A 15,674-nucleotide genomic window follows, 5' to 3' on the forward strand; every position below is an offset into this window, starting at 1 on the left:
CAGCCGAGGAATCCCGTGAGTGACACCCCATTCGGATTCGGCCTTCCGCCGGAGGAGCCGGACGACGGCGACGAGGGCAAGAAGAAGGACCAGCAGAGCGGTGGTGGGCAGGGACCGGGCAACCCGTTCGGTTTCGGAGGTCTGCCCGGCGCCGGAGGCTTCGGCGGCCCTGGTGCGGACAATCCGCTCGCCGCCATGTTCGGTTCCCTGAACCCCACCGACCTGGGCGCCGCGTTCCAGCAGCTGGGCCAGATGCTCTCCTACGAGGGCGGCCCGGTGAACTGGGACATGGCCAAGCAGATCGCCCGCCAGACGGTCTCCCAGGGCGCCCCTGACGGCACCAAGGACGTCAGCGTCGGCCCCACCGAGCGCACCGCCGTCCAGGAAGCCGTACGCCTTGCCGACCTGTGGCTCGACGACGTGACGTCGCTGCCCTCCGGTGCCGCCTCCGCGGTGGCCTGGAGCCGCGCGGAGTGGGTGGAGGCGACCCTGCCCGCGTGGAAGGAGTTGGTCGACCCCGTCGCGGAGCGGGTCGGCGGCGCCATGGGCGACGTCCTGCCGGAGGAGATGCAGGCCATGGCGGGCCCGCTGATCGGCATGATGCGCTCGATGGGCGGAGCCATGTTCGGCACGCAGATCGGGCAGGCCGTCGGCGTGCTCGCGGGCGAGGTCGTCGGCTCCACCGACATCGGCCTGCCGCTCGGCCCGGCGGGCAAGGCCGCCCTGCTGCCGGTGAACATCGACACCTTCGGCAAGGACCTGGGCGTCCCCAAGGAGGAGGTGCGGCTGTATCTCGCCCTGCGTGAGGCCGCCCACCAGCGCCTCTTCGCGCACGTACCGTGGCTGCGCTCGCATCTGTTCGGCGCGGTCGACGGCTATGCGCGCGGGATCAAGGTCGACACCGCGAAGCTGGAGGACGTGGTCGGCCAGTTCGACCCGCAGAACCCCGAGCAGCTGCAGGACGCCCTCCAGCAGGGCATGTTCCAGCCGGAGGACACGCCCGAGCAGAAGGCGGCCCTGGCGCGTCTGGAGACCGCTCTGGCGCTCGTCGAGGGCTGGGTGGACGCGGTGGTGCACGCGGCGGCGAAGCCGCGTCTGTCGTCCGCGGACGCCCTGCGCGAGACCCTGCGCCGCCGCCGCGCCTCGGGCGGGCCCGCCGAGCAGACGTTCGCCACCCTGATCGGCCTGGAGCTGCGTCCGCGCCGCCTGCGGGACGCCTCCCGCCTGTGGGCGTCCCTCACGGACGCGCGCGGCGTCGACGGCCGGGACGGCCTGTGGGCCCACCCGGACATGCTGCCGACCGCCTCCGACCTGGACGACCCGGACGGCTTCGTGCACCGGGAGCACGCCGACTTCTCCGAGCTGGACAAGATGCTCGGCGAGGCGGCGGGCGGCTCCCCCGGGAAGCCGGACCTGAACAAGGACCGCGAGAAGGACGACGACAGCGAGTGAGCCTGTACGACGACACGGTCCTCGTACTGAAGGGGTACGAGGACCAGGCCGAGCTGCGCCAGGCCTACCTGGACCATCTCGCCGAGCATCCGGACGGCATGTGGAAGGCCTGCGCGGACGGGCACATCACGGCGAGCGCCCTGGTGATCGACCCGTCACGCGGGCGCGTGCTGCTCACCCTGCACCGGAAGCTGCGCATGTGGCTCCAGATGGGCGGCCACTGCGAGCCGACGGACGCCACCCTGGCGGACGCCGCGCTGCGCGAGGCCGCCGAGGAGTCGGGCATCACCGGGCTGACCCTGCTCGCGGGCGGCCCGGTGCGCCTGGACCGGCATCCCATCCCGCCGCCGTGCCACTGTCACTACGACGTGCAGTACGCGGTCCTGGCCCCGCCGGACGCCGCGCACACGGTCAGCGACGAGTCCCTCGACGTGCGCTGGTTCGCCTACGACGAGGTCGCGGACGTGGCCGACGACTCGGTGGTGCGTCTGCTGGAGGCGGCCCGCGCCCGGCTCTGACGGGTAAGGGGTGACCGCCATGGCGGTCACCCCTTACACCCGCCTACACCCGCGTCATGATCGCGGGCTCAGCTCCAGGCGTTGCCCTGGTTCTGCCCGCGCGCACCCTGCTGCCCCATGCCGTACTGCGCGGCGGCGCCCTGCCCGATCACGGCGTTCTGCGGCGGCAGCAGCTCGCTGGGCTGGACGAGCGCGTAACCGGAGCCCATGAAGCTCAGCTCCCAGCCCTCACCGGTGTTGCCGCGCCGCCGCCACACCCCCGAGGAATGCGTCTGGGCCTGCATCTGCACCCGCAGACCGGTGGACCAGGCGACGATCGCGTCCGCGTCGCAGTTGACGTACTTCTCCGGGGTGACCTGGAGCATCAGCGGCGCGCCCGAGGTCATCAGCGCGACCTTGCCGCTGCCGGAGATGTTGAGCTGGTACTTCCCGGAGCCGGAGATGCCGTAGAGGCTGTCGACGGCGATGACCTCGTGATGCAGTGACGAGTCCATCGCGAGGACGTAGCTGCTGTCGACGGTCAGCCCCTCGTGGTCCACGTCGACGAGGTGGACGTGCTGCTTGAGGTTGGCCAGATAGACCGTGCCCTGCCCGTGGCAGCGCATCAGGTCCAGACCCTCACCGGTGTGCGCACGCGCGCGTGCGGCGCTGTTGCCCTGGAACTCGGCGTCGAACTCGACGAGCCCCTGGTAGGCGACCATGGTCCCCTTGCGGGCGAGGATGTCGTCGTGGCCCGCCAGGCTGACCCGGAGCATCTGCTTGTTCTGCAGCGCCCAGCGGTCCTGGGTCTGCTGGTCGTTGTAGGCGAAAAGCGGACTCTGCATGGTGTGGTGCTCCCCCTCAGCCCCGGATCCGGAGGCGGTCGGTGCTGTCCTCGCTGGGCTGGACGACGACGATGCCCTGACCGGAGAACGCCATCTGGTACGCCTCGCCGCTGCCCCGGCCGATCAGCGACTGCGCCTTGAAGCTGCGCTTGCCCTTCACCTTGAGGTTCGGGGACCAGGCGATGAGCGCGTCCGGGTCGACGTAGGTCTCGTCCTCGCCACCGCCGCAGTCGACGACGATGGGCTTGCCCCGGGAGGTCAGCGCGACCCAGCCCTGCCCGGAGATCTTGGTGTTCCACAGGCCCTGTCCGGCGAACTTCGCCAGCCCCTTGACCCGCTCCACGCCCCACGTCAGATGCGCGTCGAAGGCGAGCAGGTTGGTGGCGTTGACCGAGATCCCGTCGCCGTTGAGGTTGATCACGACGACGTTGGCGCCGTAGTCGGCGAGGTAGAGCAGTCCGTCGCCGGAGCACTTCATCAGCGGCGCGCCCTCGCCGGTCATCCAGTCCTTGGCGATCTGCCGGACGGCGGGCGGGTTGGGCTCGTACTGCACGAAGCCCTCGTAGGCGACCATCGAGCCCACGCGCGCGAGAAGGTCGTTCCCGGTCTGCATGGCGACCTTCAGCATGTGGTTGCCGTGGTTCTCCATGCGGGCGGCGACGGGTGCGGGGGCGTGGCCCGCGAGCGGCTGGTTCATGACGGGCTCCCCTTAGATCTCGTAGGGCTGGACGACGATGAAGTTGCCGGGCGCGGCCCGGAACTGGAGGTTCACGCTCTCTCCGGTGTCGCCCGCGTAGGTGTTGCGGCGCATCCGCACCTGGCTGGAGACGACCACCTGGGCGGCGGACGACCAGGCCACGACGGCGTTGCAGTCGGCGAACGTCGTCGGCGTCACCGGCAGCACCACGGGCGTGCCGTGCGTCTTGACGACGATGGTGCCGGTGCCCTGGAACAGCATCGTGAACAGCGCGCCGCCGGGGATGCCGTGGCCCTCGATGCGGCGGACCTCGTAGGTGAGGCTCTCGTCGAAGGCGAGGACGTTCTCGGCGGAGACACAGATGCCGTCGCCCTGCAGCTCGATGGGGTGCAGCATCGTGGAGTTCTCGGCGAGGAACACCTGTCCCTGGCCGGTGCAGCGCATCAGCTGCATCTCCTGCCCGGTGGCGTTGCCCACGATCCGCCCGGCGAACCCCGCGCCCTTGTAGCTGAAGTCGACCTTGCCCTGGTAGAGCACCATGCTGCCCTGCCGGGCCAGCACCGGCTGACCGCCGATGCCGAGGTCCACGCGGACCAGCTTCTTGTTCTGCTGCGTCCAGCGCTGTCCGGTGGGCGTCTCCTTGAACTGCTGGAGCGCACCCGCGACGCCGGGCGCCTGGGGCGTGCCCTGGGGGACGCCCTGAGGCATGCCCTGGGGTGCGGCCGGTGGTGCTCCGTAGGGGGCCTGCTGGCCGTAGCCGGGGGGCGGCGTCGGCTGACCGTAGCCCGGAGGCGGGGTCGGCTGGCCGTATCCCGGGGGCGGCGCGGGGGCCTGCGGGGCGGTGGGCTGGGGGTAGCCGGGGGGCGGCGGGGGCGTCTGGCCGTAGGGGGCCTGCGGCTGGGGCGGCTGGCCGTACGGCGGCGGGGCCTGGGGCGGCACCGTGCCGCCGGGCGGGGTCATCGGCGCGACGACGGTGGGCGCGGTGTGCACCTGGGGGGCGGGCGCCGGGGGCGGGGTCGCTCCCGGCGGGGGTGCGAAGCCCTGCGGGGCGGGCTGCGGAGTGGGCGCCGGTGCGGGCGGGGGTGTGGGGGCCGGTGCGGGTGCCGGGGCGGACGGGGCGCCGAACGCGGGCGGGGCGGTGGCCTGGGCAGGCGGGGCGCCGAACGCGGGCGGGGCGGTGGCCTGGGCGGGCGGGGCGAAACCGGGGGCGGCACCGGTCTGGGGCTGCTGCGGGGCGGGCTGCTCCTCCTCGGCGACCTCGCCGCCGAAGTTCTTCAGCAGCGCGTCGAGACCGCCGTCGAAGCCCTGTCCGACCGCCGCGAAGCGCCATACGTCCTTCAGGTAGAAGTCGCCCAGCATCACGGCCCGCTCGGTGGTGAACTCCGAGCCGTTGAACGCGTACCGGGCCACCTCCTCACCGCCCGCGACGATACGGATGTAACCCGGGCTGATCTGCGACATCTGCCCCGCGCCGTCGATCGTCGCGGTGAACGACAGCTTCTGGATCTGCGCCGGGATCCTGTCGAGCGTGACCCGGAAGGACTCCGTGTCACCCGCCTGGGCCCCGAGCTGCTGGATGGCCTCCTCGGGGGACTTCGGCTGGTTGAAGAAGACGAAGTACCGGTCGTCCGAGAGCCGCTCGTCGGCGTCGAGTCCGAAACAGCTGATGTCGAAGGTCAGCCCGGGGCCGGAGATCTGCACGCCTACGTACAGATCCGTGCCCGCGGTGAGATCACTGATCCTGGCCTTGTGGCCGCGTTGGAATTCCCTGGCCATGCGTAACGACCGTCCCCCATCCCGAATGCGAGTGCGTCGCGTCAGGCTAACGGCAAACTCCGACACCGGCGGAAGTCGGTACAGACCCGGTACACAACCCGCGCGGGACAGTGCCAGAAGCCCGTTCGCGCGTGCTCCCCTCGCGAGCCCTCCCGCGCGGGAGGCCGGTCAGCGCGCGCCGGGCAGATGGGGCAGCCGCTCGGCGGCGACCACCCCTTCGAGGTAGCCCCGCGCCCGCTCGGTGCGCGGATAGGTCTCCAGCAGCCGCCAGAAGCGGGGCCCGTGCCCGGGCACCAGGAGATGGGCCAGCTCGTGCAGGAGCACGTAGTCGACGACGTACTCGGGCATGCCCTGCAGCCGGTGCGACAGGCGGATGCTGCCCTCGGACGGGGTGCAGGACCCCCAGCGGGTGTTCTGGTTGGTGACCCAGCGCACCGAGGTGGGCCGTGCCCGGCCGTCGAAGTACTGCACCGACAGCCGCTCGGCGCGCTCGGCCAGCTCGGTGTCCCCGAGGACCCGCTTGCTCTCCTGGGCCGCCAGCTTGTCGAGCATGACGCTCACCCAGCGTTGCTCCTCCGCCTCGGACATCCGGGCAGGGATGAGCACGACGGTGCGATCGCCCTCGCGGTACGCGGAGACCGTCCTGCGTCGACGCGCACTTCTGCGCACCTCGATCGCGCTCGTCCCCGAGCCGCTTGGCGGCTGGCTCGTCGTGCTGCGCTGTGGCGTTCCGGCACGGTGCAGTGGGTCGGCGGACACGCCCCGACGTTACCCGCTGCACACGGGGGAAGTCCCGACTCCGGGACGGTTCCGTTCCGATCCCCCACCGAGCGTTTGATTTGTACGACGCCCGGCCCAGCCGACACTCCGATTTATACGATGAATCCCCCCACCTGTGGATAACCCTCGGCGACCCACCCACCGCGGCAGGCATGCTGGCATCTGCGACTACGACCTCTCCGCGAGGCCCTCTCCCGCGATCGGGATCCGGGGCCTCGGGGTACGGGGCATCGGGATACGGGGGCCTGGCACATGCATCCGATGGTGAAGCCCGCGCTGCGGCGCGGCTGGCGCGACCTGAACACCGTGCAGTTCGGTATGACACCGGCGCACGCGCTGACCCTGGGGCCGGTGGACCTGGCGACGGGCAGCTTCCTGGACCTGCTCAACGGCACCCGCGGGCTGGACCTGCTGCGCGCGGAGGGGCGCCGCATGGATCTGCCGGACGGACATGTGGACGCCGTGGTGGACCGGCTGGCCCGGGCCGGGCTGCTCGACGACGCGCGGGGCGGGGGCCCGGCCGCCGACGCCCTGCGCGCGAAGCAGGCGGTCCTCGACCGGCTGCGCCCCGACCTCGCCTCCCTCTCCCTGACCAGCTCGAAGCCGGGCGACGCGGTCGAGCGGCTGGCCGCCCGCCGGTCGCTGCGCGTCCAGGTGCGGGGCGCGGGCCGGGTCGGGAGTGTGCTGGCCTCGCTGCTGTCGGGCGCGGGCGTCGGCGAGGTCGATGTGCGCGACGGCGGCTGTGTGGAACCTTGGGACGTGGCACCGGGCGGCCATCCCGCCACGGCCGTCGGCGAACGCCGCGACGAGTCCGCCCGCCGGGCCGTGCGCCGGGCGGCCCCCGACCGCCCGCCCCGCCGCGGCCCCCAGTCCCCGCCGGAGGACGGCGGCCCGGGCCGCCATCTGGTGATCCTCGCCCCACGGGACGACGTCGCCGTACACGCGCCCGACCCGACGGCCGCCGAACCCCTCATCACCTCCGGCACCCCCCATCTGTACGCCGGTGTCGTCGAGGGCACCGGCGTGGTCGGCCCTTTCGTCCTGCCTGGTGAGACGGCGTGCGCCCGCTGTCTGCACGAGGCGCGCACGGACCGCGATCCCACCTGGCCACGGCTGGTCGCGCAGTGGCGTTCGGGCCGACAGCCCCAGGTCCGCCCATGCGATGTGACGCTCGCCACCACCGTCGCCGGGCTCGCCGCCGCCCACGCCCTCGCCTTCCTGGACGGTCGGCCGCCGTCGAGCGCGGGCGCCCGCTGGGAGGTCTCCCTGCCCGGCCTCCACTGGCACGCCCGGCCCGTCTGGGCCCACCCGGCATGCCCGTGCGGGGCGGCGGAGAGAGTCAAGGAAGGAGCCGAGGAGGAAACGAAAAGGGAGCGGCCCTCCATGGACGGGGAGTCGCACGAGACAATGGCGGGGCAACGGTCGTCAACACAGGTATGCCGTAGGGCAGGCGCGGCGCGGCCGGCTGGCACTTGGAGGGCGCATGTCTGATCTTCCCCGCAAGGCGGTCACCCGGACCGCCAAGCTGGCCGCGCTGCCGCTCGGCTTCGCCGGGCGCGCGACTTGGGGACTGGGCAAGAGAATCGTCGGCGAGTCCGCGGAGCTGGTCGGCCGCGAGCTGCAACAGCGCACCGCGGACCAGTTGTTCAAGGTGCTCGGCGAGCTGAAGGGCGGTGCGATGAAGTTCGGGCAGGCCCTGTCCGTCTTCGAGTCGGCGCTGCCCGAGGAGGTCGCCGGTCCCTATCGGGCGGCGCTGACGAAGCTCCAGGAGGCGGCGCCTCCGATGCCCACGCGGACCGTGCACTCCGTGCTCGCGGAGCGGCTCGGCGAGGACTGGCGCGAGCTGTTCGAGGAGTTCGAGGACAAGCCCGCGGCGGCGGCCTCGATCGGCCAGGTGCACCGGGGGGTGTGGCACGACGGCCGTGAGGTCGCGGTCAAGGTCCAGTACCCGGGCGCCGGTGAGGCACTGCTCTCCGATCTGAACCAGCTGAGCCGCTTCGCCCGCCTCCTGGGACCGCTGGTCCCCGGTATCGACGTCAAGCCGTTGATCACCGAACTCAAGGACCGCGTCTCCGAGGAGCTGGACTACGGCCTGGAGGCGCAGGCCCAGCAGGTCCACGCGGAGGAGTTCGCCGATGACCCGGATGTCGTCGTGCCCGCCGTGGTCCACCAGAGCGAGCAGGTCCTGATCACCGAGTGGGTCGAGGGCATCCCGCTCTCGGAGATCATCTCGGACGGCACCGAGGAGCAGCGCGACCGCGCCGGTCAGCTGCTGGCCCGGTTCCTCTTCTCCGGCCCCGCCCGCACCGGCCTGCTGCACGCCGACCCGCACCCGGGGAACTTCCGGCTGCTGCCCGGCGGCCCGGACGGCGAGGACGACTGGCGTCTGGGCGTGCTGGACTTCGGCACCGTCGACCGGCTCCCCGCGGGCCTGCCGACCCCGATCGGCGACTCCCTGCGGATGACCCTGGACGGCGACGCGGAGGCCGTCTACGAGCTGCTGTGCGCCGAGGGCTTCGTCAAGGAGACCATAGAGCTGGACCCCGACGCGGTCCTCGACTACCTGCTGCCGATCATCGAACCGGCACGCGCCGACGAGTTCACCTTCAGCCGCGGCTGGATGCGCAGCCAGGCGGCCCGGATCGCCGATCCCCGTTCCCCCGCCCACCAGTTGGGCAAGCAGCTCAACCTCCCCCCGGCCTACCTCCTGATCCACCGGGTCACCCTCAGCACGATCGGCGTGCTGTGCCAGCTCGGCGCGACCGTGCGGCTGCGCGCGGAACTCGAGGAGTGGCTGCCGGGGTTCGTGCCGCTGGAGGAAGGGTTCGAGGGAGAAGAGGAAGACCTGGAGGAGCCGGAGGAGTCGGTGGCCGGGGCCTGAGCCGGGCAGGCGGTCAGCGCCGGGTACGCGCGGCGACCTTGGCGGCCGGGGCCCGGGGCGGGCCTGGCCGTCGGTGCGCGGCGCGGCCCTGGTGGCCGGTGACAACGCGGCGGGGGCCGGTCCGTTGGACGGACCGGCCCCCTGTGGGAAGCATCCGGTTACTGCATGACCGCCATGGCCAGCGCCCGGCGAGCGCGGCGCGAGGCGCGCTCGGCGCGGCGCTGCATCCGGCGGGCGGTCACCAGGCTCATGGCCTGGCGCTCCTGCCGCGCCTCATGCAGCCGGTCGTGCATATGCGCACGAGCCAGGGCTTCTGGGATGAGTTGCATCTCTCGGGTCCTGTTCTGACGCGAGTCGTTCGCGCCGGTGGTGATGACATCTGGGGTCGCCGAGCCGGTGGGCTCATGGGTGGACGGCTTCATCGGGGCCTGCTTCTGGGGGTCGTGCGTGAGGGGGCGATCGATCGTTCCTGCGGTGTTCATGCCGTGACCGGGTTCTTGCGCGGGCGGCCACGCGGCCGCTTCCGGGCGACGACAACACCCTGGACGAACAGCTCGCCACCCCAGACACCCCAGGGCTCACGCCGCTCCTTGGCACCGGCGAGGCAGGCCTCGATCAGCGGGCAGGTGCGGCAGAGGGACTTGGCGTACTCGACATCGGCCGGCGACTCGGCGAAGAAGACCTCCGGGTCGTAGGAACGGCAGGGGACGGGCACGCCGAGGTTCTCGATGGCGTCGTCGAGCGCGGTGAGCGCGGTGAGCGGGATGAGCGGGGTCAAGGTGGAGTCCTCCGTGAGACCGGGCTTGGGGATCGTGTCGGAAGGCGGTACGGACGGGGCGTGCGCTTCGAGTTGCACGGTTCGTCTTCCTCGTCTGGTCGTTCCGGTCGGGTGAGACCGGGTTGCGGCTGGTACCGGGTTCTTTTCTTGTCCCGAGGCCCCTTCACTCCGTCGCCCACGTTCGTGGGCAAACAGAAGGGCCGCGGATCCCGGATGGGGTTCCGCGGCCCTGAAGGCGCCGGCCTGATCGGCGATCAGGCTGGATCACTCCAGGGTTCTGGCCCACGGAAGGCCCACATCTGGTGGTGGTGCGTCGTCTGCTTGCGGACTCCGGCACCGGTCGCCGTAAAGGCATAGGCCTGCGCCTGTGCCACTACTGCCGCTTCCAGTGCCTTGGTCGGTCGCTCATTGCGCTCTCGGACGGGAAGACCCGCGAGAGAGACGACAGACGCCGGGCGGACGGCACGAATGCCGGACAGACCGGTGCCCGGGTTCGAGGCGCCGAGCATGCACAGGGAGACGGCCGAGCGATCGGTCATTTTGGCCGCGCTGATGAAGCTGGTGTTGATGCTGATCACTGGACTCGCCTCCTCTCGGCGTCTCAAGGACTGGGTGAACCAGTCCGACGGATATGCAAGTACAACACGGAATCAGGGCCTCAGGAAGGCCGCTGTTCCCGTGCCTAAGAACCTATGGGGATTCCTGGGGCATGCGCAAACTATTTTTTCGACGAGTTCGCATCAGTCCGATTCGTCCTCCCCGCCGACCTCCTGGCCTGCGCAGATGGCCAGCACATCGGCGCCGTAGCGGTTGAGCTTGCGCACGCCGACGCCGGGGATCCGGGCCAACTCGCCCTCGTCGTCCGGCGTTGCCTCGGCGATCGCCATCAGCGTCTTGTCGGTGAAGACGCAGAACGCGGGCTGACCGCTGCGCCGGGCCTGGACCGCGCGCCAGTCGCGCAGGCGTTCGTACAGGCCCTCGTCCATGTCGGAGGGGCAGTCCTCGCAGCGCAGCAGCTTCATCTCACCGGCGTCGGTGAGGGTGCGTCCGCAGACCCGGCAGCGGGCGGGGGTGCGCTGGGTCCGCCGTGGGGCCGCGGCGCTGCTGCGGCCGGGGATGCCGCGCTCGATGCCGCCCGCGGCTCCGGCGCCGGTGCGGCCCGGGCCGCCGCTTCCGGAGCCGGGCCGCAGCCCGTCCAGGAAGCGGCTGGGGCGGCGGTTGGGGCGGCCACCGGGCGAGCGGGACAGCGACCAGGAGACATGGAGGTGGGAGCGGGCGCGGGTGACACCGACGTAGAGGAGGCGGCGCTCCTCTTCTATCTGCTCGTCGGTTCTGGCGTAGCTGATCGGCATCATGCCCTCGGCGACTCCGACCAGGAACACGGCGTCCCACTCCAGGCCCTTGGCCGAGTGCAGGGAGGCGAGGGTGACGCCCTGCACGGTCGGGGCGTGCTGGGCGCTCGCCCGCTCGTCGAGTTCGGCGACCAGGTCGCCGAGGGTGGCCCCGGGCCGGGCGGCGGCGAAGTCCTGGGCGAGGCCGACCAGGGCGGCGAGGGACTCCCAGCGCTCTCTGACGGCCCCCGAGCCCGCCGGTGGCTGAGTGGTCCAGCCCTCCCCGGAGAGCACGGCCCGGACCTGGGAGGGCAGGTCCACGGCCTCGTCGAGGAGGGAGTCGTTGCCCCCGAAGCGGGCCGCGCCGCGCAGGGCGATGCCCGCCTTGCGCACCTCGGGCCGGTCGAAGAACCGCTCCGCGCCACGCAGCTGATAGGGGATGCCCGCGTCGGCGAGGGCCTGTTCGTAGGTCTCGGACTGGGCGTTCGTGCGGTACAGGACGGCGATCTCGCTGGCCGGGACGCCGGAGTCGAGGAGGGAGCGGATGCGGTGCGCGGCGCCCTCGGCCTCGGCGGGCTCGTCGGTGTACTCGGCGTAGACGGGGTCGGGGCCGGGGGCGCGCTGGGAGACGAGTTCCAGCCGGTGGTCGGCGGCGCGGCCGTGGGCCTGGGCGAGCAGACCGTTGGCGAGATGGACGACCTGGGGGCTGGAGCGGTAGTCGCGGACCAGCTTGACGACGGTGGCCTTCGGGTGGCGGACGCGGAAGTCGAGCAGATGGTCCGGCGTTGCTCCGGTGAACGAGTAGATCGTCTGGCTGGCGTCGCCGACGACGCACAGGTTGTCGCGGTCGCCGAGCCAGAGGTCCAGCAGGCGCTGCTGGAGGGGGCTGACGTCCTGGTACTCGTCGACGACGAAGTGCTGGTACTGGGTGCGGACCTGTTCGGCGACGTCGTGCCGGTCCTGGAGCACGGCGACGGTCAGCAGCAGCACGTCCTCGAAGTCGATGACCCCGCGGTCGCGCTTGAGGTCTTCGTAGGCGGCGTAGAGCTGGGCGATCTCCGCCGGGGAACGGGGGGCCTCGCGGCCCGCCTTCGCGGCTGCGAGCGGATAGTCGGCGGGGACGGTCTGGGTGACCTTGGACCATTCGATCTCGGCGGTGACGTCCCGCAGCTCGCCGCGGTCGAGGCGGACCCGGCAGGCGGCGGCCGCGTCGGCCACGAGCTGCACCTTGCGGTCGACGAGCCGGGGCATGGAGCCACCGATGGCTTTCGGCCAGAAGTACTGCAGCTGGCGCAGGGCGGCGGAGTGGAAGGTGCGGGCCTGCACCCCGCCCGCGCCGAGCTGCCGGAGCCGGCCGCGCATCTCGCCCGCGGCGCGGTTGGTGAAGGTGACGGCGAGCACGCTGGAGGGCGGCAGGATCCCGGCGCGCACGCCGTAGGCGATGCGGTGGGTGATCGCGCGGGTCTTGCCGGTACCGGCGCCTGCCAGGACGCACACCGGGCCGTGCAGCGCGGTGGCGACCTCGCGCTGCTCGGGGTCGAGCCCTTCGAGCACCGCGTCGGCCGAGTCCGGTACCTGCGGGAAGAGGGTGGAGTGCGTTGCTGCTGTCACACCGCCATGCTGCCAGGTCGCCAGAGGCTGCTGAGCCGGTTGTCCACAGGCGGGCCCCAGTAGTAGTACTAATGCGGCAGGCGTCACGTGCGGGCCACGGGCCGATACCCCCGGCGGGAATGGCGGCCGGGTCGGATACGTTCCCCCTCTGCAACCACCGCACCTACCCGAGCCGCCGAAGGAGCGCGAAAAGACATGCTGGGTTCTGTGACGATGTACAGCACCACGTGGTGTGGCTACTGCCGTCGGCTGAAAAGCCAGCTGGACCGCGAGGGCATCGCGTACACCGAGATCAACATCGAGCAGGACCCGGAGTCCGCCGCGTTCGTGGAGAAGGCGAACGGCGGCAACCAGACGGTCCCCACGGTTCGGATCACCCCCGGCCAGGGCGGCTCCGAGGTCGTCATGACCAACCCGAGCCTCGCCCAGGTGAAGCAGGCGCTCGGCGCCTGATCCTCGCGGCACGACGAAGCCCCGACCGGCCTCCTACGGCCGGTCGGGGCTTTTGTGTGCGGTCAGACGACACCGCGCGTCGGCAGCGGCTTGCCGTACCAGAGTTCGATGAGGCGGGCGGCGATGGAGATGCCGTACGGCGGCAGCACCTCGCCGCTCTCGAAGGCGGCGCGCAGTTCGTCGCGGGAGAACCAGCGGGCCTCGTGGATCTCGTCCCCGTCGACGTCGACGGCGGTGGAGGTGGCCCGGGCCATGAAGCCCAGCATCAGGCTGGAGGGGAACGGCCAGGGCTGGCTGGCGACGTACTCGACCTGGCCGACGGTGATCCCGGCCTCCTCGAAGACCTCCCGGCGTACCGACTGCTCGATCGACTCGCCGGGCTCGACGAAACCGGCCAGCGTGGAGAAGCGGCCCTCGGGCCAGTGCACCTGGCGGCCGAGCAGGATGCGGTCGTCCTCGTCGGTGACCGCCATGATCACGGCCGGGTCGGTGCGCGGGTAGTGCTCGGCACCACAGGCGGGGCAGCGGCGGATGTGCCCGGCGGCGGCGATGACCGTGCGCTCGCCGCAGCGGGAGCAGAAACGGTGGGTGCGCTGCCAGTTCTCCAGGCCGACGGCGTGCACCATCAGGCCCGCGTCGCGCGGTGAGAGCAGCAGACCGGCCTCGCGCAGGCCCGCCGGGCGCGCGGACTGGTCCATGCGGCCGGGCAGCGCGTCCTTCTGGAGGGCGAAGTAGCTGACGCCGTCCTCGTCGTTGCCGAGGAAATAGCGGTGTGCCTCGGTGAGGGGGGCCTCGAAGGAGGGGGTCATGACGAGTTCGGTGCGCCCGTCGGGCGTCTCGTCGATGAGGACCTGGCCGCCGGAGACCACGAAGCAGCGGGTAGAGGGGTGGCTCCACGCCGCCGCCAGCCAGGCCTCGTCGAGCCGGTGGTGTGCGGCGCGGTCGATGCCGCTCGGGGCGGTGAGCGAGATGGGTCGGTCGGCGGTGTGGTCGGTCCAGGTGGTCACGGGTGGTTGCATCTCCCCCGGTGGAACGGTTGTTTCGGCGGCGGTTCAGCGGGTCGTACGGCGGGTCGGGACCGGGTGCGGGCTCCGTGGTGCGGGACGGTGCTTCCAGTGTGCCCCGCTTGGAGTACCGCTCCGCGCGGCAGGGGCCGGTCAGGGCGCATGGCGCCAGCTCTCGGCCAGGTCGCCCCACAGATGGGCCGTGGTCTCGACTCCTTTGAGGAGGAGGTCGAGTTCCACTTTCTCGTTCGGGGCGTGCCAGCTGTCGGAGGGCACGGAGATGCCCAGGAAGAGGACGGGTGCGCCGAGGACCTCCTGGAGGTCGGCGGCGGGTCCCGAGCCGCCCTCGCGGGTGAAGCGTACGGGTGTGCCGAAGGCACGGCCCATGGCCCGGACCACGGACTGGAGGGCCGGGTGGTCCAGAGGGGTCAGACAGGGGCGGGTGGCGGCGCCGAAGACGATCTCGCAGCGGATGCCGTCGGGCACCCGATCGGCGGCCCACGCGCGGACGGCCTTCTCGATGTGGTCGGGGTCCTGGCCCGCGACCAGGCGGAAGGAGAGCTTCACCATGGCGGTGGACGGGATGATCGTCTTGCTTCCGGGGCCCTGGTAGCCGCCGCCGATGCCGTTGACCTCGGCGGTGGGGCGGGCCCAGACGCGCTCCAGGGTGGTGTGCCCGGCTTCGCCGTGGGTGGCGTGGGACTTGGCGGTGCGCAGCCACTGGTGCTCGTCGAAGGGCAGCTCGGCGAAGAGTTCGCGCTCGCGGTCGGTGAGTTCGACGATGCCGTCGTAGAAGCCGGGCACGGCCACGCGCGCGTGCTCGTCGTGCAGGGCGGCGACGAGGCGGGCGGCGGCGGTCGCCGGGTTGGGCACGGCGCCGCCGAAGGAGCCGGAGTGGATGTCCTGGTCGGGGCCGGAGAGCCGGATCTCGCACTCGGCGAGGCCGCGCATGCCCGTGCACACCGTGGGGGTGTCCTCGGACCACATGCCGGTGTCGGAGACGATCACGGCGTCCGCGGCGAGCCGGTCGGCGTGCTCCTCGACGAGGGCACGGAAGTGCGGGGAGCCGGACTCCTCCTCGCCCTCGATCAGCAGCTTCAGGTGCACCGCCGGGGTGGTGCGGCCGGTGGCGGCGAGGTGGGCGCGGACCCCGAGTGTGTGGAAGAACACCTGCCCCTTGTCGTCGGCCGCCCCGCGCGCGTAGAGGCGGTTCTCCCGGACGACGGGTTCGAAGGGGTCGCTGTCCCAGCCGTCCTCGCGGGCGGCGGGCTGTACGTCGTGGTGGCCGTAGACGAGGACCGTGGGTGCCTCGGGGTCTGCGGAGGGCCACTCCGCGTAGACGGCGGGCGCTCCGGGGGTCGGCCACACCTCGACGGTGGTGAAGCCGGTCTTGCTGAGCTTGGCGGCGAGCCAGTCGGCGCTGCGGCGGACGTCCGGCGCGTGGTCGGGCTGGGCCGACACGGAGGGGATGCGCAGCCACTCGGCGAGATCGTCGAGGAAGGCGGCGCGGTGCTGCCCGATGTACGTGCGGACGGCGCTGACGGCACTGTCAACGGTGTGGCTCATGGT

15 protein-coding genes are annotated in these 15,674 nt (G+C 71.9%); 5 read left to right on the top strand and 10 right to left on the bottom strand.

Annotation, left to right across the window (positions count from 1 at the left end):
- Positions 1-15 precede the first annotated feature (15 nt).
- Positions 16-1,452, top strand: coding sequence for a zinc-dependent metalloprotease (locus ACFVQG_RS19735; RefSeq protein WP_383384498.1), 1,437 nt, complete (start codon positions 16-18; stop codon positions 1,450-1,452).
- Positions 1,449-1,970 carry an NUDIX hydrolase gene (locus ACFVQG_RS19740; protein ID WP_383384501.1) on the top strand — a complete coding sequence of 174 codons (522 nt, stop codon included), beginning with the start codon at positions 1,449-1,451 and terminating at the stop codon, positions 1,968-1,970. Before ACFVQG_RS19735 ends, ACFVQG_RS19740 begins: the two co-directional genes overlap by 4 nt.
- A gap of 68 nt (positions 1,971-2,038) precedes the next feature.
- Here the strand turns inward: ACFVQG_RS19740 and ACFVQG_RS19745 are convergent, their stop codons facing one another.
- From ACFVQG_RS19745 to ACFVQG_RS19760, 4 genes are all read right to left on the bottom strand, one after another.
- Entirely contained in the window at positions 2,039-2,794 is a 756-nt protein-coding gene (locus ACFVQG_RS19745) for an AIM24 family protein (RefSeq protein ID WP_383384503.1), read from the bottom strand.
- A 16-nt stretch (positions 2,795-2,810) separates the two neighbouring features.
- A complete protein-coding gene (locus ACFVQG_RS19750; RefSeq protein ID WP_383384506.1) occupies positions 2,811-3,491 on the bottom strand; it encodes an AIM24 family protein in 681 nt (226 codons plus the stop codon).
- 12 nt (positions 3,492-3,503) lie between these two features.
- Positions 3,504-5,267, bottom strand: coding sequence for a TerD family protein (locus ACFVQG_RS19755; protein WP_383384509.1), 1,764 nt, complete (start codon positions 5,265-5,267; stop codon positions 3,504-3,506).
- 168 nt (positions 5,268-5,435) lie between these two features.
- The gene (locus ACFVQG_RS19760) at positions 5,436-6,026 is read right to left on the bottom strand and encodes a M48 family metallopeptidase (protein ID WP_383384512.1); all 591 of its coding nucleotides are present in this window, start codon (positions 6,024-6,026) and stop codon (positions 5,436-5,438) included.
- Positions 6,027-6,299: 273 nt separating this feature from the next.
- On the opposite strand from ACFVQG_RS19760, the gene ACFVQG_RS19765 reads away from it, so the two are divergent.
- Both ACFVQG_RS19765 and ACFVQG_RS19770 read left to right on the top strand, forming a co-directional pair.
- The gene (locus tag ACFVQG_RS19765; protein ID WP_383384514.1) at positions 6,300-7,538 is read left to right on the top strand and encodes a TOMM precursor leader peptide-binding protein; all 1,239 of its coding nucleotides are present in this window, start codon (positions 6,300-6,302) and stop codon (positions 7,536-7,538) included.
- A complete protein-coding gene (locus ACFVQG_RS19770) occupies positions 7,531-8,928 on the top strand; it encodes an ABC1 kinase family protein (RefSeq protein WP_383384516.1) in 1,398 nt (465 codons plus the stop codon). The genes ACFVQG_RS19765 and ACFVQG_RS19770 overlap by 8 nt, the downstream gene beginning before the upstream one ends.
- A gap of 158 nt (positions 8,929-9,086) precedes the next feature.
- Here ACFVQG_RS19770 and ACFVQG_RS19775 read toward each other — a convergent pair whose 3' ends face one another.
- From ACFVQG_RS19775 to ACFVQG_RS19790, 4 genes are all read right to left on the bottom strand, one after another.
- Positions 9,087-9,410, bottom strand: coding sequence for a hypothetical protein (locus ACFVQG_RS19775; protein WP_383384519.1), 324 nt, complete (start codon positions 9,408-9,410; stop codon positions 9,087-9,089).
- Positions 9,407-9,784, bottom strand: coding sequence for a WhiB family transcriptional regulator (locus tag ACFVQG_RS19780; protein WP_383384522.1), 378 nt, complete (start codon positions 9,782-9,784; stop codon positions 9,407-9,409). The genes ACFVQG_RS19775 and ACFVQG_RS19780 overlap by 4 nt, the downstream gene beginning before the upstream one ends.
- A 176-nt stretch (positions 9,785-9,960) precedes the next feature.
- The gene (locus ACFVQG_RS19785) at positions 9,961-10,284 is read right to left on the bottom strand and encodes a hypothetical protein (RefSeq protein ID WP_383384525.1); all 324 of its coding nucleotides are present in this window, start codon (positions 10,282-10,284) and stop codon (positions 9,961-9,963) included.
- A gap of 162 nt (positions 10,285-10,446) precedes the next feature.
- Positions 10,447-12,648 (bottom strand): ATP-dependent DNA helicase UvrD2, encoded by a 2,202-nt coding sequence (locus ACFVQG_RS19790; protein ID WP_383384528.1) that lies wholly within the window; start codon positions 12,646-12,648, stop codon positions 10,447-10,449.
- Positions 12,649-12,843: 195 nt separating this feature from the next.
- On the opposite strand from ACFVQG_RS19790, the gene ACFVQG_RS19795 reads away from it, so the two are divergent.
- Positions 12,844-13,101, top strand: a complete 258-nt coding sequence (locus ACFVQG_RS19795) for a mycoredoxin (RefSeq protein ID WP_383384530.1) — start codon at positions 12,844-12,846, stop codon at positions 13,099-13,101.
- Positions 13,102-13,163: 62 nt separating this feature from the next.
- Here the strand turns inward: ACFVQG_RS19795 and nudC are convergent, their stop codons facing one another.
- Positions 13,164-14,108: an NAD(+) diphosphatase gene (gene nudC, locus ACFVQG_RS19800; RefSeq protein ID WP_383384533.1), complete on the bottom strand. Its 945-nt coding sequence runs from the start codon at positions 14,106-14,108 to the stop codon at positions 13,164-13,166.
- A gap of 150 nt (positions 14,109-14,258) precedes the next feature.
- Positions 14,259-15,671: a dipeptidase gene (locus tag ACFVQG_RS19805; protein WP_383384536.1), complete on the bottom strand. Its 1,413-nt coding sequence runs from the start codon at positions 15,669-15,671 to the stop codon at positions 14,259-14,261.
- Between the last annotated feature and the right edge of the window lie 3 nt (positions 15,672-15,674).

Source organism: Streptomyces sp. NPDC057877 (genome assembly GCF_042796855.1).
Lineage (GTDB): Bacteria > Actinomycetota > Actinomycetes > Streptomycetales > Streptomycetaceae > Streptomyces.

Coding starts and splice junctions, on each gene's coding strand:
- ACFVQG_RS19805 (WP_383384536.1), bottom strand. CDS start 15,671: ATGAGCCACACCGTTGACAGTGCCGTCAGCGCCGTCCGCACGTACATC.
- ACFVQG_RS19755 (WP_383384509.1), bottom strand. CDS start 5,267: ATGGCCAGGGAATTCCAACGCGGCCACAAGGCCAGGATCAGTGATCTC.
- ACFVQG_RS19765 (WP_383384514.1), top strand. CDS start 6,300: ATGCATCCGATGGTGAAGCCCGCGCTGCGGCGCGGCTGGCGCGACCTG.
- ACFVQG_RS19770 (WP_383384516.1), top strand. CDS start 7,531: ATGTCTGATCTTCCCCGCAAGGCGGTCACCCGGACCGCCAAGCTGGCC.
- ACFVQG_RS19750 (WP_383384506.1), bottom strand. CDS start 3,491: ATGAACCAGCCGCTCGCGGGCCACGCCCCCGCACCCGTCGCCGCCCGC.
- ACFVQG_RS19795 (WP_383384530.1), top strand. CDS start 12,844: ATGCTGGGTTCTGTGACGATGTACAGCACCACGTGGTGTGGCTACTGC.
- ACFVQG_RS19775 (WP_383384519.1), bottom strand. CDS start 9,410: ATGAACACCGCAGGAACGATCGATCGCCCCCTCACGCACGACCCCCAG.
- ACFVQG_RS19745 (WP_383384503.1), bottom strand. CDS start 2,794: ATGCAGAGTCCGCTTTTCGCCTACAACGACCAGCAGACCCAGGACCGC.